This window comes from Bacillus sp. RIT 809, from assembly GCF_016892495.1.
Lineage (GTDB): Bacteria > Bacillota > Bacilli > Bacillales > Bacillaceae_G > Bacillus_A > Bacillus_A cereus_U.
In genome coordinates this window covers 396,467-414,381 of the sequence record NZ_JAFEMR010000001.1, presented here as the reverse complement: position 1 = coordinate 414,381, position 17,915 = coordinate 396,467, and the positions used below count along the sequence as shown (strand labels likewise).

The following is a 17,915-nucleotide window of genomic DNA, read 5'->3' as shown; positions in this document are numbered from 1 at the left end:
ATTTTTACAAAAGGCTGAATTCAACTCGGTCTTAAGTCTGAGTCGAAAACAGTTCTTAAGCTCGTTATGAAAAAATGAAAAAATAGTTAAGATAAGAGTATCAAATCGAAGGGAGGCAAGCACAAGATGAAACAATTTCTAGCGTTTATCGCAGCCGGTATTTTGGCTTTAATTGCTCTTGGTAGTCTTGCTGGTATTGTAGGATTCGCCATTGGAGCAGGAGTTGTGTACTGGAGCTATAAATCATTTGTGCGAGCTAAATCATTCTTTGGAAAGTTAGCTTGGGGTATTGTTGGTTTAATCGGTTTGTCCATTGCACTTTCTCATTCCCCAGCATTAATCGGTATCGCAGCATTAGTAGTTTTATACTACGGATACCGTGAGTGGAAAAAAGGAAAAAATGTAGTTGTTGATTCTGCTCCAGAAAGTGCTAAACCATATAGCAACTTTGAAGATGAGTGGAACAAGTTAATGAAAAACTAATATAAAATAAATCAAATTATAAAGTAGAAGAGAGGAAGATTATAATGAAACAATCTTTATTCGGACGTGTACGCGATGCAATTTTAGCTGATTTTCATAATGTGTTAGATGAGAAAGAAAGAAAAAATCCAATTGCTATGTTAAACCAATATTTACGAGATAGTGAGCGTGAAATAACAAAAATTGAGAAGTTAATTCAGCGTCATAAAACATTAAAATCTAACTTCGCTCGTGAGCTTGAGCAAGCACGTTATTTCGTTAATAAAAGATCAAAGCAAGCTATCATCGCACAAGAAGCAGGCGAATTGCAATTGCATGAACGTGCATTAGAAGAAGTAGCGTATTATGAAGGGCAAGTAACTCGCTTAGAAGAAATGTATGCTGGTGTTGTAGAGCAAATTGATGAGTTAGAGCGTCGTCTTTCAGAAATGAAAAATAAATTAAAAGAAATGAACGCAAAGCGTATGGAATTAATGGCACGTGAAAATATGGCGCATGCAAACCGCCGTATGAATACTGCTATGCATAAAATGGATGAAAATAATCCGTTCTTACGATTCGAAGAAATTGAAGATCACATTCGTGACATAGAGCTTCGTATAAATGAAGAGCATGAGCGTGATACATTTGATATGAAAATTGCAAAACTAGAGAGTGAAATGAAAGAGAAAAATGAAGTATCGTTAACGAAAGAAGTAACAAAATAATTGTAGTATATAATAAAACAGGCTTATGATATAGTGATAGGAGAAAAGGTGTTGGAAAGCAATGCCTTTTCTTCTATGTATATGTGACAAGGAGGGGGGAGCTGAAATGAAGAAGCAATTTTCAAAAACACAATTTATGGGGATGCTCCTCATCATATTTGGATTCGGTCTTTTTCTTGATATGATACTTGGACATTTTGAACCAGGTGGTCTAATATTTGCATTTATTATGATTATGTTTGGAAGGCATTATCGAAAGAAGAACCGTTATGTAAGAGGGAATGTATTTTTATTTGTCGGTGGTATTGTCTTCTTATTCTTCTTATTTTCATCAGCGGCATTCGTACTTGTTGTGTTTGCTTGTTTAGCTTTAATTGGTTATCAACTTATTCAACAAGGACATCGGCAAAAAGCAATGAAAGTTGAAATTAAAGAAAAGGGATATATAAATGAAGAAAAACAAATATATCGTACAGAACCGTATATAAAAAATATGTTTGTAGGTAATGTACGAATGATGGATCATATTTATGAAATAGAGGATATTAACGTCCAATATGGTGCTTGTGACGTCGAGATTGATTTAACAACTGCTATGATTCCAGAGGGGGAAACGGTTATTGTTATTCGGGGCGTCATTGGTAATATTCGTTTATATGTACCATATGATATTGAATTGTCTTTAAATCATTCTGTTATTGTTGGGCGAGTGCTCCTGCCAGGACATGAAGAAACTGGATTTAACCGTAATGTTACGTTTAGAACAGAACAGTATAAAGAAGCCCCTCGTCGTATTAAAATTATTTCTTCGCTTGTCGTAGGCGATACGGAAGTGAGGAAAGTATAATGAAAAAACAAAGGAATATTTCGTGGATGTATATTCGTTATTCTATGTTGTCCTCTGTGAGTATCGCACTTATTTGTACAATTGTATATGTATGGAAAAGCGAGCAACAAGTTTATGATTTACTATGGAAAGAATCCATTGCTTCTGTTCCAATTGGCTTGTTTATTATAAGTACGAGTCTTCTTATCGGAGGAATTGTAGGATATGCAATCGGTTATTATATAGAGCAGCGTATACAAGGATTAAATACTTTTCTATTTGAAGTAGAGCGAGGGAATTTTCCGAGTGATGTTTCATTTACTGCGGATGATGAATTTCATGAAGTGGAACGAAAAGTAATTGGTCTTGCTCGTCGCTTAGAGGAGCAAGCTGGGCTATTTCAAAAAGTAACGAATGAACGAGCCCATTGGAATGAAGAGATGAGACAAGAAGCGATTTCTCAAGAAAGGCATCGATTAGCGAGAGAGCTGCATGATTCTGTAAGTCAGCAGCTTTTTGCAATGTCGATGATGATGTCAGCCATTAATGAACAAGTAGCTGAAATTCCAGACACGACGCAAAAACAGTTGCAGCTTGTTGAAAATATGGTTGTAAATGCACAATCAGAAATGAGAGCATTGCTCCTTCATCTACGCCCAGTGCAGTTAGAAGGTAAGAAACTAACAGAGGGTATAGAAGAATTATTAACAGAACTGTCTAGAAAGCAACATATGAAAATTGAATGGTTAATTGAACCGATTCAATTGAAAAAAGGTGTAGAGGATCATTTATTCCGTATTGTACAAGAGGCGCTGTCTAATACTTTACGGCATGCGAAGGCAAAGAAAACCGAAGTACGCCTTCGTAAAATTGATCAATATGCGATTTTGAAAATTATTGATGACGGTGTTGGGTTTAAAGTTGGTGTTAATAAGGCTGGTTCATACGGTTTAAGGTCAATGCAAGAGCGAGTTCATGAAATTGGTGGTACATTAAAAGTTCTTAGTTTTCCGAATAAAGGTACGCAAATAGAAGTGAAAGTACCGATTATGATTGAGAGAGGGGGAGAATCATGATAAAAGTATTATTAGTTGATGATCATGAAATGGTTCGAATGGGTGTATCAGCATATTTATCAACGCAGCCAGATATTGAAGTAGTTGGAGAAGCTGAAAATGGAAGAAAAGGTTCAGAATTAGCTTTGCAATTAAGACCGGATATTATTTTAATGGACCTTGTTATGGATGAGATGGATGGGGTTGAAGCGACACGTGCTATTATTCAAGAATGGCCAGAAGCGAAAATTGTAGTTGTCACGAGCTTTTTAGATGATGAAAAGTTATATCCTGTTATTGAGGCGGGGGCGACAAGTTATTTATTAAAAACATCAAGAGCGAGTGATATTGCAGATGCTGTACGAGCTACTTATGATGGGGAAACGGTATTAGAGCCGAAAGTTACTGGTAAAATGATGTCTCGTATGCGTCAGAAGAAAGAACAACCTTTGCATGAGGAGTTAACAGAAAGAGAGTCTGAAATTTTGTTATTAATTGCAGAGGGGAAAAGTAATCAAGAGATTGCAGATGAGTTGTTTATTGCCCTTAAAACAGTAAAGACACATGTGAGTAATATATTAAATAAGCTAAATGTAAGTGACCGGACACAGGCGGTTATTTATGCGTTTAGACACCAATTGACGAAATAAGAAGGAAGCTTTGGCTATATATGGTCAAAGCTTTTTGTTGACGGTTAATTATGTAAGCGTTATCATTAAGGTGTTAACAGTACATACAAAGGGGAGAGAGTGTATGTTAGTTCAAACGATATTTGGAATGGATGAAACGAAAAAATTAGGTAACTATGTGAATGCGTTGCAAGCACTTTGTGAACAATATGATATTGAAACAGATCGTATTGCAATTATTGAGGCGACAGAAGAATATTATTTATTTCTAGTAAAACAAGAAGATTGCTATGATGTTGTAAAAGTAGAAACAGTGGATACGAATATTGATTACTATACGAAAGCTTATAAAGTAAGTAGCTTTAATCATACTTCTTATCAAATGTAAAAAACTCCCGAAATGGGAGTTTTTTTATGATACTTTCGATTCAGGTGAATGATCCGTTAATGGTACTGCTTTGGCACCACTTAATTTTGCGATAGCAAAACCGATAATAGCCCCAATTAATGCTGGTATTAACCAGCCAATTCCTTCATTATATAATGGAATAAACTCGAAATAAGATGTGATAGATGAAACAGGAATATTCCCTTGTTTTAAACCATCAAATACGCTCACAACTGCAGATCCAATTAACGCACCTACATAAACAGAACGATATCCACCGAAATATTTATGAAGTAATGATAGTAATACGAGTACAATCGCAATTGGATATACAACAAGTAAAATAGGAACAGAGATTGCGATAATTTTTGTTAAACCTAAGTTGGCAACTAATAATCCCAACGAGCAAATGACACTTGCTAACGTTTTATATGAAAATTTCGTTAATAATGTTGAGAAGTATTGACTGCATGCAGATACAAGTCCAATACATGTTGTTAAGCAAGCGAGTGTAACGATAAGAGATAATAGAATTAAACCATATGGACCGAGTAATTGTTGTACGATAACGGTAAGTAGCTGTCCGCCATTTGTTGCGTATCCGAGAGAGACACTAGTTGTACCGAGCCAGCCAAGTGCACCATATACAAGTACGAGACCGGTAGCGGCAATAAGTCCTGCTTTTGCTGTTGCGATGGCAATGGATTTACGGTCATTCACACCTTTTGAGCGAATTGCATTTACAACGATAATTCCAAATGCAAGTGCTGAAATGGTATCCATTGTTAAGTATCCTTCCATAAAACCTTTGAAAATTGGAGAAATTTGATACTCTTGCATTGCTGGTCCGGATTGCCCGAGGGGTGTAAATACACCCTTAACGAATAATAAGAAAATAGAGAGTAATAAAATAGGTGTTAATACGCTTCCGATACGATCGACGAGTTTAGAAGGATTTAAACTAAGCCAAAATACGATAGCAAAGAAGATGACTGTGTATAAAAATAGCGCTAGGCTGCTAGAGCGAATAGTTTCTGGTAAGAAAGAACTAACTCCCATTTCATAAGCGACATTAGCAACACGTGGGATGCCCATAGATGGACCGATTGCAATGTATACAACTACTGTAAAGAATATTCCGAATGATGGGTGAACATGACTTGCAAGTTGTTGCATTCCATTTCCTGATAGAGAAATGGCGATAACAGTAAGTAGCGGTAAGCCGACTCCTGTTAGTAAAAAACCAATCATTGCTGGCCAAAAGTTTTCACCAGCATTTTGTCCAAGCATTGGAGGGAAAATTAAATTACCTGCTCCAAAAAATAAAGAAAATAGCATAAGACCTGTGAAAAAAATATGTTTTTTTGATACAGTGTTCATTGTTTTTGCCTCCTTTTTTGTAAATTCATTGTAAGAACACAAAAAACTCGTCCCTTAAGAAAGGGACGAGTTATATTTACCCGCGATACCACCCTAATTTATACATGTAGAAATATATTTATATGTATACGGCTTACAACGTACAACATGATACGTGTTCCTTGTAACGGAGGACGACCGGTAAGAACTTACTTCAGCATTCGGTTCTACTTCTCGGAGATGATTTTCGGTTACGAACTGAGCATTGGCTTTCAGCAAAATACCAATTCTCTGGGGAACAGCCCTGTAACGTACTCGTTCTCGTCAATGAATTTTTATTTAAGTATTCTGACAATATTTTCACATGTTTTTTTTAGAAAGTCAACATATTTTTTTGGAAATACACCTTCCTGTAGAAATATAGCTGAGAATATAAGGGTTAATGCTGTTTGTAAAAATGCTGTAAAACATTATAGAGAATTGTAAAGTTTATGGAGAAAATCGATATTTATAGGAGTAAGGAAGGAATTATTTGAATTTGCAGAGAATAATACAACAATCCACTTGCTGGAAAGAACAAACCAAAAGAGGTGACTGAAATGCTTGCGATGGGAGTATTATTTGGCATTATTGCTATAATTGGTTTTATGTGGTTATATTATTCGCGTTCGTTTAAACAAGCAGAAGTTTTACTCTTTCAAAAAGGTAGTTTGTTGACAAATCAGTCTAGATATTTAGTATGTCCGAAGTGTGGAAGTGCGCAGGCCAGGAGTGGAGGATATCAAGAGTGTTGCAAAATTAGATTATGAAAGAAGGAAGCCTCACATTATTTTGTGAGGCTTCCTTCCTTACAATTTTTTCGCGCTCCAAATTGTCCAACGATCTCTTTCGATGATAGGAGAGACGTTTTGTAATGCCGTTTGGATATGATGTAGAAGTTGAGAAAGTTCATTATCTGTTAATTCATATAGAATGGATCGTCCGGTTCGAGGAGATAAATCTTGCAGCAATGCTTCTACAGAATCATGTGTTTTTCGTACTTCCCATTGTGTTTGTATGGGGAACACTTGAAGAGAATATTTTTGTAATTCTTGCTGTATAGTAGTGGTTTTTGGTCTTCTTTTTGATTCTATTTCAATGAGTTTTGGAAATACAGAGAAAAAATATCCACGAATGTGTTCAGGATTTCCTGGAATGGTACAATCTTCAATAGTTCGGTCTTGTAAAATAAGTGTACCGTCCTTTTTTAATATGCGAGAAGCCTCTCGTATAAATGTAGGAACATCTTGTAAATGATGGATGACTGCGCGAGAAATGACAAGGTCGAATGATTCGTTAGGATATGGAATGTTATGCGCATCACCGTGAATGAATGAAATGTTTGGGAAGGCATTACAATTTTCTTTTGCAGCTTGTAATATTTCTTTTGAAAAATCAAGCCCAACAACATTTTTGGCTCCCATAAGAGCAAGTTCTTTCGTATAAATGCCTCCACCACAACCTATATCAATTACTTGTTTGTTTTGTACATCTACAATATTGTTTATTGTTTCCTGCCATGAAATATGTGCGTTACGATTTGCATACGTATACTTATTATTTGCATCATGAAAATTAATGGACATTGTAAAATCCTCCCTTCAGTGTATAGTATAGCTCATTCTATATAATGTAACGTTTTTGTTTTATGCATGAGGATTATAAGAATTTCTTATTGGAAAAGGAGAATCAATTTGAAAGGGAAATATTTAATGTTTTTATGTGTTATTTTACTCGCGTCGTGTGGTCAAGCCGAGCAAAAGAAGGAATCGAAACAAGTAGAGGAGACAGTGAATGAAGTGAAAGAACCATTACAAATAACTGTTATACAAAAAGGTAAAGAAGAAAAAAATTTAAAGAAAATGGATGCGGAGTTGGTGGTGGATATTATAAACAAAGCGGAAAAACAAGAAGTAACGGGTAGTTTTGGTGAACCGGAATATGAAATGCAAATTAGTAGAGATGGGAAAATAGAAACATATTATGCATGGTTAAGAGGAGAAGATCGCCGAGGATGGATTCAATATAAGAAAGATATGTATATGCTGAACGAAAAAGATACTGAAAAACTTTTGGCTATATTTCCAAAGATTCCAGAACAAAAAGAAGATGAGATACAAGTAGGGCCTTTAACGGAAGTAACGAAAAAAGATTTGCAGATCACCGCGTTTCATATTAAAGCAGGCGATCAAAAAATAAATTATACGGTACGTTATACGATTTCACAATCACTATATAATAAGTTAGCAAAGGAACAAGAATATTATTTGCAATTGATTTTCCCGGAAAAGGTTCAAAAATTAATTGGAGCAAAAGATAGTGAAATGATTTCAGCTGAAAAAGTAAAGGAAGGGTATAAACAGTATGAATTGAATGTTACTGTTCCGATAAAAGATGCTTCAGAATCACAATTAAAATCACTAGAAACCTATTATGATAATTACGATTTACAAATATTAAATAGTAAGAAAGAAAAAGTAGGAGCATTTCAAAACATTATTCAAATTGTTAAAGAGTATGGTGAAAAAATGAATTTACAAAGATAAAGTGAAACTTTAATCAGTGGGGGGGAATCCCCCGCTGATTTTAGCACGACTCCCACCTAACTTCTTTGCTCCAGCTGAATTTTGAGGTGGGAGTCTTACTGCCCGCAAATAGCGGGATAAATATGAATCGTAAAGTCTATATGGCCTTTCCTAGGAAATGATAATAGAGGGGAAAGGTCCCCCTCTATTATTTTGCTTTTGCAGATGGCTCATTCATTGATTTTCGTGTAATTAGAAAAGAAATCATAAGAGCAGAAAGAATAATAAGGGCTATAAATAAGTGATTTGGCAACCAATCTAATAACAATACGTAGCTGACGGTATAAAAAATAAGAGTTGAAGCTAAAAACGATAGAGTGCCTATCATAAGAGATTGTAATTTCATTTGTATTTACCTCCTTTTATTTTTATTTTTGGCTAAAAATGGATGAAATAAACATTATTTCTAACAATAGAAAAAAATATGTCATAATAGAGAAAAGAATAAGTTTTGATGAGTGTATATGACTCAGTAAAGCGAGATAAAGGAGAGGGAAATGAAAAATAATAAAAAAGGATTATGGGGAGTTATCGTTGCAATAGGGTTATTTTTACTGTCTAAGTTAAAATGGGTATTTGCCATTTTTAAGTTAGCAAAATTTTCAACTGTATTTAGTATGTTTTTATCGCTTGGTGCATACGCAGTCATATATGGTTGGAAGTTTGGGGTAGCACTCGTTTATTTGTTGTTTGTACATGAGATGGGGCATTTATGGGCAGCGCGAAAGAAAGGTATACCAACATCGCCAGCAATCTTCATACCTTTTATGGGGGCTCTTATTGGGATGAAAGAGATGCCGAAAAATGCAAAAGATGAAGCATACATTGCCTATATGGGACCTCTTTTCGGATTGCTTTCATTTTTACCCGCGATTCCACTTTATCTGGTAACGAAAGAGCCGTTTTGGGCGCTTATTATTTTACTTGGCAGTATGATTAATTTCTTTAACTTAATTCCAGTTTCTCCGTTAGATGGTGGACGAATAATTTCAGTTGTAAGTACGAAAATTTGGGGAGCAGGGCTAGTTTTACTACTCGGCTATTCTATTTACTATAAGAGTATTTTGGGAGGATTTATTGTTATTATCGGCTGCATGGAACTATATAGAGTAATAAAGAGAGATGAGCCGATTAAGGAATTAGGATATAGAATCGATGGAATGAAAGCATATGTTGCTAGGCTTGAAGAGGAATTAAAAGAAACTGGTGCGGTGCATCGAACGATTTATATGATTCACCATGAGATGAATGTATTAAGACAAAGAGAACGTGAAAAAGAATTAAAAACAGGAGAACTTCAAAAGATTGAAGTGCTAGAGTACCTTTTACCAAAGTTTGAGCCGCTTGATTATGTCCCATATGAAGATGAAAAAGAAATGCATACAATTCATATAAGAGAAGCATTTGAAATGTCAGAAAGAAAATTAAATGAATGGGAAACAGAAAAAGAACAACAAGAAAATTATTATAAAGTCGATACGAAAACGAAATGGACAGTATTTGCTTGTTATATCGGATTAATGGCTATACTCGGTTATACAGCTTATGAAGGTTATGTTGTTTTACAAGAGCATTTACCAAGGAGAAGTTTGTAGGGAAATAGTGTCGAAATGACAAGAAGGATTTAAACAGGAATTATATTTCTACGAGAGAATGTTACAAGTGTAACAGTACATTGTAATATTCATAGTAGAAAAGGGGTTCTGTATATGAAGAGATTGTTAAGTGTATTGGTAACTATTACTGTGATGGCAATAGCGAGCTATAGTCTTATGAAAGTACTATTATATTATGCGAATAAGTCTGCTGGAGTAAATACAGTAGCACAAATAGAAGAGGTACAAGAGAAGAAGAAGACACTCGATTTTGTTCGTACGACACATGAAAGTTATAATAATTTCTTGAATTATGGTAAGGCAGAGAAATATACAGATGGGGACTGGAAACATTTTAAACAATGGTTTCAAGAGCAAGAAGCCTCTTTAAAAAATATACATAAAGAAATACAAAATGAAAAAATAAAACGCGATGTGAATAGAAGTTATGAAATTGTAAAGAAAGGTGTGGAGCTTCAGAATGTTGAGTATGTAGTCTATGCTCATCGCGTATACCATGACCTGGATATACTTGTGAATAAATATAAAGGTGAAACGAATGTATGGGGGTATACAGAGTTTGGAGATGGACAGAATATAAGAGTAATTGAACAAGCGATACAAACAAAGTAGTAGGCTAGCTAGAATTCTAGTTAGCTTTTTTTGAGCACAATTAATGAGGGCTAATTAAAATTTACTTAATATGTGCATTGTTCATATATTTTTCACAAAAACACCGTGTTAATAGTGATTAAAATCACAATATGTATTATACAATTCAGTTAAACTAAAAACAGTTAAGGAAATAGAGGAGTGGGATACAATGTTAAGTGCAAAAACAATTGAAATCGTAAAGTCAACAGTACCGTTATTACAGGAAAAAGGCGTTGAAATTACAACGAGATTTTATCAAATTTTATTTTCGGAACATCCGGAGTTATTGAATATTTTCAACCATACGAATCAGAAAAAGGGAAGACAACAACAAGCGTTAGCAAACGCTGTTTATGCAGCTGCAACGTACATTGATAATTTAGAAGCTATTATTCCAGTTGTAAAACAAATCGGTCATAAGCATAGAAGTTTAGGTATTAAAGCAGAGCATTATCCAATAGTAGGTACATGCTTACTACGAGCGATTAAAGAGGTCGCAGGCGCACCTGATGAAGTTTTAAATGCATGGGGAGAAGCGTATGGCGTCATTGCTGATGCATTCATTAGCATTGAAGCGGGTATGTATGAAGAAGCTGCACATAAAGAAGGTGGATGGAAAGATTTCCGCAACTTTGTGATTGTTAAAAAAGTGAAGGAAAGCGACGTTATTACATCATTTTATTTAAAACCTGAAGATGGCGGGAAAGTTTCTTCATTCATCCCAGGACAATATGTAACGATTCAAATAAATATTAAAGGTGAAACATATACACATAATCGTCAATATAGCTTGTCTGATGCTCCAGGAAAAGAATATTATCGTATTAGTGTAAAGAAAGAAAAAGGTGTAGATACACCAGATGGTAAAGTATCTAATTACTTACATGATCATGTAGGGGAAGGAGATGTCTTACCAGTAAGTGCACCAGCGGGAGATTTCGTATTAAATATGGATTCAACATTACCTGTTGTACTAATTAGTGGTGGGGTAGGGATTACACCGATGATGAGCATGTTAAATACGCTAATTGAACAAGAATCAAAGCGTAATGTATGCTTTGTTCATGCGGCGATAAATAGTAATACACATGCGATGAAAGAGCATGTTGAGGCAGTAGAAAAAGAGTATGAACAAGTTAAAGCATATACTTGCTATTCTTCACCGACAGAGCAAGATGTGGAAATGAAGAATTTTGATAAAGAAGGATTCATTGAACGTGAATGGTTACAAACTATTATTCCAACAACTGAAGCAGAATTTTATTTCTGCGGTCCAGTACCATTTATGAAGCATATAAATGCTGCATTAATTGATTTGGGTGTTAAACAAGAGAACATTCATTATGAATTTTTCGGTCCCGCAGCAAGCTTACAATAGATTAATGTTGCCAAGCAAAAAACGAGGTATTATTTTACCTCGTTTTTTGCTTGTTCTCTTAATAAGCGATTAACTGTTTCGCGGCGTACACCTATGAGCTGACCAATTTCAGTTTGTGTTAATATTTCATAAATAGGGATGTCACCTAAATATAAGGTGAACCATTCTTGTAAACGATGAAGGCGCTCTTTAGGAGAGACAGTTGTCAATTGATCGATACGCTGTTGCATCATTCTTAACTTCGATTGTAATTGTATAGCGATATTTTCATATGATGCAGGATTTGCTTGAAGTTTGTCGTACCATTCATTGCTAATTATAGGCTCCACTTCTGTTTTCATTAAAGCGATAGCTGTACCATGATATTCCTTCGGTGAAATTAAAGAATGGTGAGGTATCGTTTCACCAGGAACGATAATATTAAATAAAAATGGTGTTCCGTTTTCTTCTAATCGAATAACTTTTAATAAACCTGTTTTTATAAAGTATAAAGGACCGTCCTCACCTTGACGGAATAATATATCTCCCTTATGTAGAATCAATGTTAGCCCCCCATTAAAATATTTCTATTTCTTATATTTTAGCGTATATGTATAAAGATAATATGCTTTTTAAACAGTAATTTCATTGACGAAATGTATGCTATTACAGTAGTATACTATTTAGTGTGTAATAGTACTAGCAATGAATACGCTGTAGGGGGTTTAGTATATTGTTAGATGCGATGAAGATGACGGATATGAGAATTCCGGCGAATGCTATCATTCATGTAGAAGAGATGAAAGGTGGAGTCGTTTTATCCGTTGAAATAGACGGCCAAATTATTTATACGATGGCTTATGATGAAGAAACAGATAGTTATGCTGAATTATATGATCGAAACGATAAGAGGGCGTGCCAAGTACATGAAGACTTTATGGGATGGTCACTTCTTCACTAAAAAGATGTCAATATGACATCTTTTTTTATTGAATCGATAGATTATACAAAGAAATGAAATATAAGGATAAAATTTGTAATAAATGATTTTGCATTGTTAGCACTTTGTAACTGTAAGATAACTGTTTTTTCGCTATCATAAAGATAACAGTCATAGCTATAGGAGTGATCAACTTGAAGAAAGTACATATTTCAAATTTTATGCTATTAAGTGTTTGTTTAGTTTTATTTGTTCTCCTAGGAGCCTTTTTATATTCATGTGTATAAGAAAAAACGCATTCTAGAAAGAACGCGTTATAAAAATGAAGTAATGATTAATCTAGTTCCAAGAATAATTAATGTGATACGTAATAAATTAATTACTGCATTACCACTTAATTTTGTGTTAATATAAGCCCCGATTTTTCCGCCAATCCATGCACCAGGAATAAGAATTAATGCATAAGCCCAGCTGACATTTCCTAGAGAGATGTGAGTTAAAGAACTTACAATTGCTGAGAGAAATACGATAAACATTGAAGTTGCTACAGCAATGTGTGCTGGGAACGCAAAAAGAAGCATCATCGCTGGCACAAGTAAGGCGCCACCACCGATTCCGAATAATCCGGATATAAATCCAACTATAAAGGCAATAAAGATAGCGAGAAATGGTGGGAATTGATAGTCTACAGTATTTCCTTCGTTATCTGTAAAAGATCGCTTAATTACAGTCATATTTGATAGGGAAAGAGGTTTCAATTTGTCTCGTAGTATAAGAAGAATGGAGACGAATATAAGAAAAATCCCAAAGTATAAAGAAAATGTATCTTGGTTTAAAAATTTGTTTGCCCATGATCCGATAATACCACCAGGGCCACTCCCGATAAATAAAATAAGTCCACTTTTATAATCTACCCGTTTATGTTTCATATAAGTAAGGGTAGAAGACAGCCCCGTAAAAACGACGGTTACCATAGAAGTTCCTACTGCGAGTTGTGGTGATAAACTGTGTAATCCAATTAATAACGGAACGATAATAATTCCGCCTCCAAGTCCGACTAGGCTCCCGACTGTCCCGGCGATTAATCCGATGAAAAGTAACATGATGTATTCCAAAATTGCCAACTCCTCTATATAACTTATCCATCAATCATTATACACGCTTTTTAATAAGAAATAGGCTTGTTCACAAAAAAGTCGTCTTCCTAGAAAAATAAGGAAGACGACTTTTGATTAAAAGATTAAGTGTAATAAGTAGTAAAATAATGCAGCTAAAGAAGCTGAAATAGGAAGTGTAATAACCCATGTAATTAACATGCGTTTTGCAGTTCCCCATTTTACACCTTTCACACGATGTGAAGCACCAACCCCTAAAATAGAAGAAGAGATAACGTGCGTTGTACTAACCGGTAAGTGAATGAATGTTGCACCGAAAATAACAAGTGATGATGATAAATCGGCAGCTACACCATTTACAGGACGAATTTTCATAATTTGTCCACCGACAGTTTTAATAATTTTCCATCCACCGACAGAAGTACCAAGACCCATTGCGATTGCACAACATAATTGTACCCAGAACGGGATGTCGTCAGAAGTATGATAGTTATTGGCCATAAGAGCCATCGTAATGATTCCCATTGCTTTTTGTGCATCATTCGTACCATGTGTGTAAGCTTGTAATGCTGCAGTGAAGATCTGGAATATACGGAAGTTCTTGTTCGTTTTCGTTAAGTTAAAGTTTTTAAAGACCACTTTAAAAATACTATATACGATGTAACCAATAACAAAAGCGATAATCGGTGAAATGATTAAAGCTTCAAGAATTTTTATAAACCCTTTATAGTTTAATGAGCTAATACCAGCAGCAGCAATTGCTGCACCAGCGATTGCGCCAATGATTGCATGCGAAGAACTACTTGGAATGCCATAGTACCAAGTGAGCAAATTCCAGACTATTGCCGCAAGCAAAGCAGCTAAAATTACAAGAGAACCATTTGGCAAGGCAAACGGGTCAACGATATCTTTTGTAATAGTTTTTGCTACACCTGTAAATGTCATCGCACCTAAAAAGTTCATAATAGCTGCCATAACAATTGCATGTCTAGGCTTTAGAGCTTTAGTTGAAACAGCCGTTGCAATAGCGTTTGCTGTATCGTGAAATCCATTGATAAAGTCAAAAGCTAAAGCGCAAATGACTACTAAAACGGTCAGTATCAAGAGTGTATCCATGATCAAACTCCTTACGCGTTCTTCATAATGATTGTTTCTAATACGTTTGCAACGCTTTGACAGCTATCAGCTACTTCTTCAAGCTCTTCGTAAATCTCTTTAAATTGAATAATCTTAATCGGATCTTTCTCACGAGAGAATAGATGCTTAATCGCATGACGGCGAATATCATCACATTGTGACTCGTAATCCTTAATCTTAATCGCATTTGTACGAATATCGACTAATTTCTTTTTAGACAGTAGTTCAACAGAATTTGCAATCTCAATTGCACATTGATTAATTGCTTCAACGAATTTAATCATGTATTCATCAGCTTCTGTAATAGAATACATTTCGAATAGACCAGCACTGTGATCTAATCCGTCTAATACATCATCCATACTCATTGCAAGCTGTAGGATGTCTTCACGTTCAATAGGAGTAATAAACGCTTTGTTTAGCTCCATAATGATTTCGTGAATGAATGAGTCACCTTTTGACTCATACTCTTTCATGCGCATAGAAAACTCTTTTAAATCGCTAGCATTTTTAATTTTATACTCCACGAAAAACTGCGCGCCTTCTTTTAAATTTTCGGAAACATTCATTAGCATTTCAGAAAATTTATCTTTCTTTGATTTAAAGACCATTATTGTTACCCCCACAAAAGTAATATATGTAAAATATATTGGCTAATCAATTCTAACAAAAAACTGTCGTTTTTTAAAACATTTTATCGAAAAGTTTACAAAAACTTAACATAACTCACATTGTTGTATTAATAATATTAATACTGAATAGTGAATATCTTACTTGTAGAATGTCCTTTTCTTGTGAAAAGTATGAATGTGAAAGAAAAGCTTTACACTATAGGAATGACTACGTTATTATAATAAATTTAAAAGGAGGTATATTCTTCCTTTTAAAAAAAAGAGTGTAAACAAATGAAGGAAGTGAACGAATGAAATTGAAGAACACTCATTTTAAAAAAATGCTTGAGTGGTTCAATAAGAGGAAGAAACTACGCAATTCATTAATTGTATTGGGAAGTTTACTTGCTACTCTATTTATTGTTGTAAATATAATAATTTCCATTCAAGATATATCTGAATTAAAACAAGCTGTTCCACAACCAACTTTAATTTATGATGCAAATAATGAAGTTGCGACTAAATTAGCTTCTTCTAAAACAGAAGGAGTTAAAAGGAAAGATATTCCTGATATTATGGTTCAAGCAATTGTTGCAGTAGAAGATAAGGAATTTTTTAGTCATCATGGTATTTACTATAGTGGAATCATAAGTGCTGTATTTAAGAACATTACAGCTGGTGAAGTTGTGGCAGGTGGTAGTACAATTACACAACAACTTGCAAAAAATGTATTTTTGACACAAGATCGCACATACTCACGTAAAATAAAGGAATACTTTTTAACAAAAAAAATAGAGCGTACTTATTCAAAAGATGAAATTATAGAAATGTATATGAATCAAATTTATTTTGGTGAAGGTGCTTGGGGGATAAAAAGAGCAGCTAAATCGTATTTTGATAAAGAGGTAAAAGACTTAACAATTTCAGAAGCTGCAACGATTGCAGGATTAATTAAAGCGCCATCTGCGTATTCGCCGTATAAAAACTTTAATAAATCAATTGAAAGACGTAATGTCGTATTAGGTTTAATGAAGGAGCAAGGGTATATTTCTGAAGAACAATATAGTCAGGAGAAAGAATCAGGTCTTGTATTACGACGTGGTGTTGACGATAAATATAAGGGGAAATATTCTCAATACGTAGATTATATTGTTAGAGAAGCGATGGACAAGTATGAATTAACACAAAATGAAATTTTAGCAGGTGGTTATCGTATTTATACGGAACTTGACCCGAAAAAACAACAAGCGGTTGAAGATGTTGTGAATAATGATAGTTATTTTAAAGATAGTGGTTCAGATCAGCTTATGCAAACTGGAGTGGTCCTTATGAATCCAAAAACTGGCGGTGTTCCGGCTTTAGTTGGAGGTAGAGGTCCTTATCAATTTTTACAGTTTAATCATGCAACACAATTAAAAAGACAGCCAGGTTCAACGTTAAAGCCTCTTGCAGTGTATGTACCAGCGTTAGAGCAAGGATATGAAGTATACGATGTCTTAAAAGATGAACCGTTTAATATTAAAGAATATGCACCACAAAATAGTGATCATACGTTCCATGGTAATGTAACGATGTATGAAGCAGTGGCAAAGTCATATAATGTTTCAGCAGTTTGGCTATTAGAGCAAATTGGATTAGATAAAGGATTGAAATCTTTAGAGCGGTTTGGTATTCCATTAGATCCTGAAGACCGTACGTATCCGATTGCTTTAGGGGGTATGCATGTAGGGACTTCACCATTTGTAATGGCTCAAGCGTATAGCGCATTTGCAAATGATGGTGTCCAAGTAGAAGCTCATGCCATTAGAGAAATCCAAAATGCTGAAGGGGAAACAATTGGAAAATGGTATAAGAAAGAAACTCGTGTGACGAATGAGAAAGTTGCCCAAAAGATGACATACTTATTAAAAGGTGTTATTGAAAGGGGAACAGGTGAAAAAGCGAAAGTTAATAATATCGATACCGCAGGCAAGACAGGGACTACCCAGCTTGTAAATGGACCAAGCACTGGTGCGAAGGATTCGTGGTTTGTTGGATACACACCGGATTTAGTAGGTGCGATTTGGGTAGGGTATGATAAAACGGATAGTGAGCATTATGTGCCAGGAGGCAGCCAAATTACAACGACAATGTTTCGGGACATTATGAAGAAAGCGAATGGAAATCCAACTCAAAAGGCATTTCAGTTATCACTAATACCTGAGGCGGATTATACAAAACAATTAAAAACGATTGAGGAAGAAAAACGAAGGAAAGAAGAAGAGAAAAAACGAAAAGAAGAGGAAGAACAAAGAAAAGAACAGCAAAATGAATGGATAGATAAAGTAAAAGAGTGGATTCCATTTTGGTAAAAAAAGAGGCGAATAACGAGTTCGCCTCTTTTTTATGAGAAATGAGTGATTTTATCTCGATTCAAAATGTGGCAACAGAAAAGA

General features: G+C 34.9%; 20 protein-coding genes and 1 other annotated feature. Of the genes, 13 read left to right on the top strand and 7 right to left on the bottom strand.

What is annotated here, in order from left to right; all coding sequences use genetic code 11:
- The first annotated feature begins 126 nt into the window (after nucleotides 1-126).
- The 6 genes from JTF23_RS02075 to JTF23_RS02050 all read left to right on the top strand — a co-directional run bounded on the left by JTF23_RS02075 (nucleotide 127) and on the right by JTF23_RS02050 (nucleotide 4,088).
- On the top strand, nucleotides 127-483 hold the full coding sequence (locus JTF23_RS02075; RefSeq protein ID WP_002011676.1) for a lmo0954 family membrane protein: 357 nt from the start codon (nucleotides 127-129) through the stop codon (nucleotides 481-483).
- A gap of 44 nt (nucleotides 484-527) precedes the next feature.
- Nucleotides 528-1,190, top strand: coding sequence for a PspA/IM30 family protein (locus JTF23_RS02070; protein WP_002011675.1), 663 nt, complete (start codon nucleotides 528-530; stop codon nucleotides 1,188-1,190).
- A gap of 106 nt (nucleotides 1,191-1,296) precedes the next feature.
- A complete protein-coding gene (gene liaF / locus JTF23_RS02065; protein WP_002126337.1) occupies nucleotides 1,297-2,037 on the top strand; it encodes a cell wall-active antibiotics response protein LiaF in 741 nt (246 codons plus the stop codon).
- Nucleotides 2,037-3,092 (top strand): sensor histidine kinase, encoded by a 1,056-nt coding sequence (locus JTF23_RS02060; protein ID WP_002202645.1) that lies wholly within the window; start codon nucleotides 2,037-2,039, stop codon nucleotides 3,090-3,092. Before liaF ends, JTF23_RS02060 begins: the two co-directional genes overlap by 1 nt.
- Complete coding sequence (locus JTF23_RS02055; RefSeq protein ID WP_000598709.1) at nucleotides 3,089-3,721, top strand: response regulator; 633 nt, start codon at nucleotides 3,089-3,091, stop codon at nucleotides 3,719-3,721. The genes JTF23_RS02060 and JTF23_RS02055 overlap by 4 nt, the downstream gene beginning before the upstream one ends.
- A gap of 10 nt (nucleotides 3,722-3,731) precedes the next feature.
- Nucleotides 3,732-4,088 carry a DUF3992 domain-containing protein gene (locus JTF23_RS02050; RefSeq protein WP_002158639.1) on the top strand — a complete coding sequence of 119 codons (357 nt, stop codon included), beginning with the start codon at nucleotides 3,732-3,734 and terminating at the stop codon, nucleotides 4,086-4,088.
- Nucleotides 4,089-4,112: 24 nt separating this feature from the next.
- Here JTF23_RS02050 and brnQ3 read toward each other — a convergent pair whose 3' ends face one another.
- Complete coding sequence (gene brnQ3 / locus JTF23_RS02045) at nucleotides 4,113-5,468, bottom strand: branched-chain amino acid transport system II carrier protein BrnQ3 (protein ID WP_204207972.1); 1,356 nt, start codon at nucleotides 5,466-5,468, stop codon at nucleotides 4,113-4,115.
- Between the two features lie 58 nt (nucleotides 5,469-5,526).
- Nucleotides 5,527-5,784, bottom strand: a binding site (T-box leader).
- 262 nt (nucleotides 5,785-6,046) lie between these two features.
- Between brnQ3 and JTF23_RS02040 the strand changes: the two genes are divergently transcribed.
- Nucleotides 6,047-6,256, top strand: a complete 210-nt coding sequence (locus JTF23_RS02040; protein ID WP_000880630.1) for a hypothetical protein — start codon at nucleotides 6,047-6,049, stop codon at nucleotides 6,254-6,256.
- Nucleotides 6,257-6,295: 39 nt separating this feature from the next.
- Here the strand turns inward: JTF23_RS02040 and JTF23_RS02035 are convergent, their stop codons facing one another.
- On the bottom strand, nucleotides 6,296-7,072 hold the full coding sequence (locus tag JTF23_RS02035) for a class I SAM-dependent methyltransferase (RefSeq protein WP_002202642.1): 777 nt from the start codon (nucleotides 7,070-7,072) through the stop codon (nucleotides 6,296-6,298).
- 108 nt (nucleotides 7,073-7,180) lie between these two features.
- Here JTF23_RS02035 and JTF23_RS02030 point away from each other — a divergent pair, with 108 nt between their 5' ends.
- Entirely contained in the window at nucleotides 7,181-8,032 is an 852-nt protein-coding gene (locus JTF23_RS02030) for a YhfM domain-containing protein (protein WP_204207971.1), read from the top strand.
- A gap of 187 nt (nucleotides 8,033-8,219) precedes the next feature.
- Here JTF23_RS02030 and JTF23_RS02025 read toward each other — a convergent pair whose 3' ends face one another.
- The gene (locus JTF23_RS02025) at nucleotides 8,220-8,417 is read right to left on the bottom strand and encodes a hypothetical protein (protein WP_204207970.1); all 198 of its coding nucleotides are present in this window, start codon (nucleotides 8,415-8,417) and stop codon (nucleotides 8,220-8,222) included.
- 151 nt (nucleotides 8,418-8,568) lie between these two features.
- Between JTF23_RS02025 and JTF23_RS02020 the strand changes: the two genes are divergently transcribed.
- The 3 genes from JTF23_RS02020 (at nucleotide 8,569) to hmpA (ending at nucleotide 11,698) form a co-directional block, all read left to right on the top strand.
- The gene (locus JTF23_RS02020; protein ID WP_002158635.1) at nucleotides 8,569-9,666 is read left to right on the top strand and encodes a site-2 protease family protein; all 1,098 of its coding nucleotides are present in this window, start codon (nucleotides 8,569-8,571) and stop codon (nucleotides 9,664-9,666) included.
- Nucleotides 9,667-9,780: 114 nt separating this feature from the next.
- A complete protein-coding gene (locus tag JTF23_RS02015) occupies nucleotides 9,781-10,299 on the top strand; it encodes a hypothetical protein (protein ID WP_204207969.1) in 519 nt (172 codons plus the stop codon).
- A 190-nt stretch (nucleotides 10,300-10,489) separates the two neighbouring features.
- Nucleotides 10,490-11,698 carry an NO-inducible flavohemoprotein gene (hmpA, locus tag JTF23_RS02010; protein ID WP_204207968.1) on the top strand — a complete coding sequence of 403 codons (1,209 nt, stop codon included), beginning with the start codon at nucleotides 10,490-10,492 and terminating at the stop codon, nucleotides 11,696-11,698.
- Between the two features lie 29 nt (nucleotides 11,699-11,727).
- On the opposite strand, the gene JTF23_RS02005 is transcribed toward hmpA, so the two are convergent.
- Nucleotides 11,728-12,240, bottom strand: coding sequence for a Crp/Fnr family transcriptional regulator (locus JTF23_RS02005; RefSeq protein WP_078174430.1), 513 nt, complete (start codon nucleotides 12,238-12,240; stop codon nucleotides 11,728-11,730).
- A 170-nt stretch (nucleotides 12,241-12,410) separates the two neighbouring features.
- Between JTF23_RS02005 and JTF23_RS02000 the strand changes: the two genes are divergently transcribed.
- The gene (locus JTF23_RS02000) at nucleotides 12,411-12,638 is read left to right on the top strand and encodes a hypothetical protein (protein ID WP_000883004.1); all 228 of its coding nucleotides are present in this window, start codon (nucleotides 12,411-12,413) and stop codon (nucleotides 12,636-12,638) included.
- A 293-nt stretch (nucleotides 12,639-12,931) separates the two neighbouring features.
- Here the strand turns inward: JTF23_RS02000 and JTF23_RS01995 are convergent, their stop codons facing one another.
- The 3 genes from JTF23_RS01995 to JTF23_RS01985 form a co-directional block, all read right to left on the bottom strand.
- Nucleotides 12,932-13,732 (bottom strand): sulfite exporter TauE/SafE family protein, encoded by an 801-nt coding sequence (locus JTF23_RS01995; RefSeq protein ID WP_002158631.1) that lies wholly within the window; start codon nucleotides 13,730-13,732, stop codon nucleotides 12,932-12,934.
- Between the two features lie 117 nt (nucleotides 13,733-13,849).
- The gene (locus JTF23_RS01990; RefSeq protein ID WP_002149443.1) at nucleotides 13,850-14,848 is read right to left on the bottom strand and encodes an inorganic phosphate transporter; all 999 of its coding nucleotides are present in this window, start codon (nucleotides 14,846-14,848) and stop codon (nucleotides 13,850-13,852) included.
- Between the two features lie 11 nt (nucleotides 14,849-14,859).
- Entirely contained in the window at nucleotides 14,860-15,480 is a 621-nt protein-coding gene (locus JTF23_RS01985; protein WP_000231445.1) for a DUF47 domain-containing protein, read from the bottom strand.
- Nucleotides 15,481-15,791: 311 nt separating this feature from the next.
- Between JTF23_RS01985 and JTF23_RS01980 the strand changes: the two genes are divergently transcribed.
- Nucleotides 15,792-17,831 carry a transglycosylase domain-containing protein gene (locus JTF23_RS01980; protein ID WP_002158630.1) on the top strand — a complete coding sequence of 680 codons (2,040 nt, stop codon included), beginning with the start codon at nucleotides 15,792-15,794 and terminating at the stop codon, nucleotides 17,829-17,831.
- Nucleotides 17,832-17,915 lie beyond the last annotated feature (84 nt).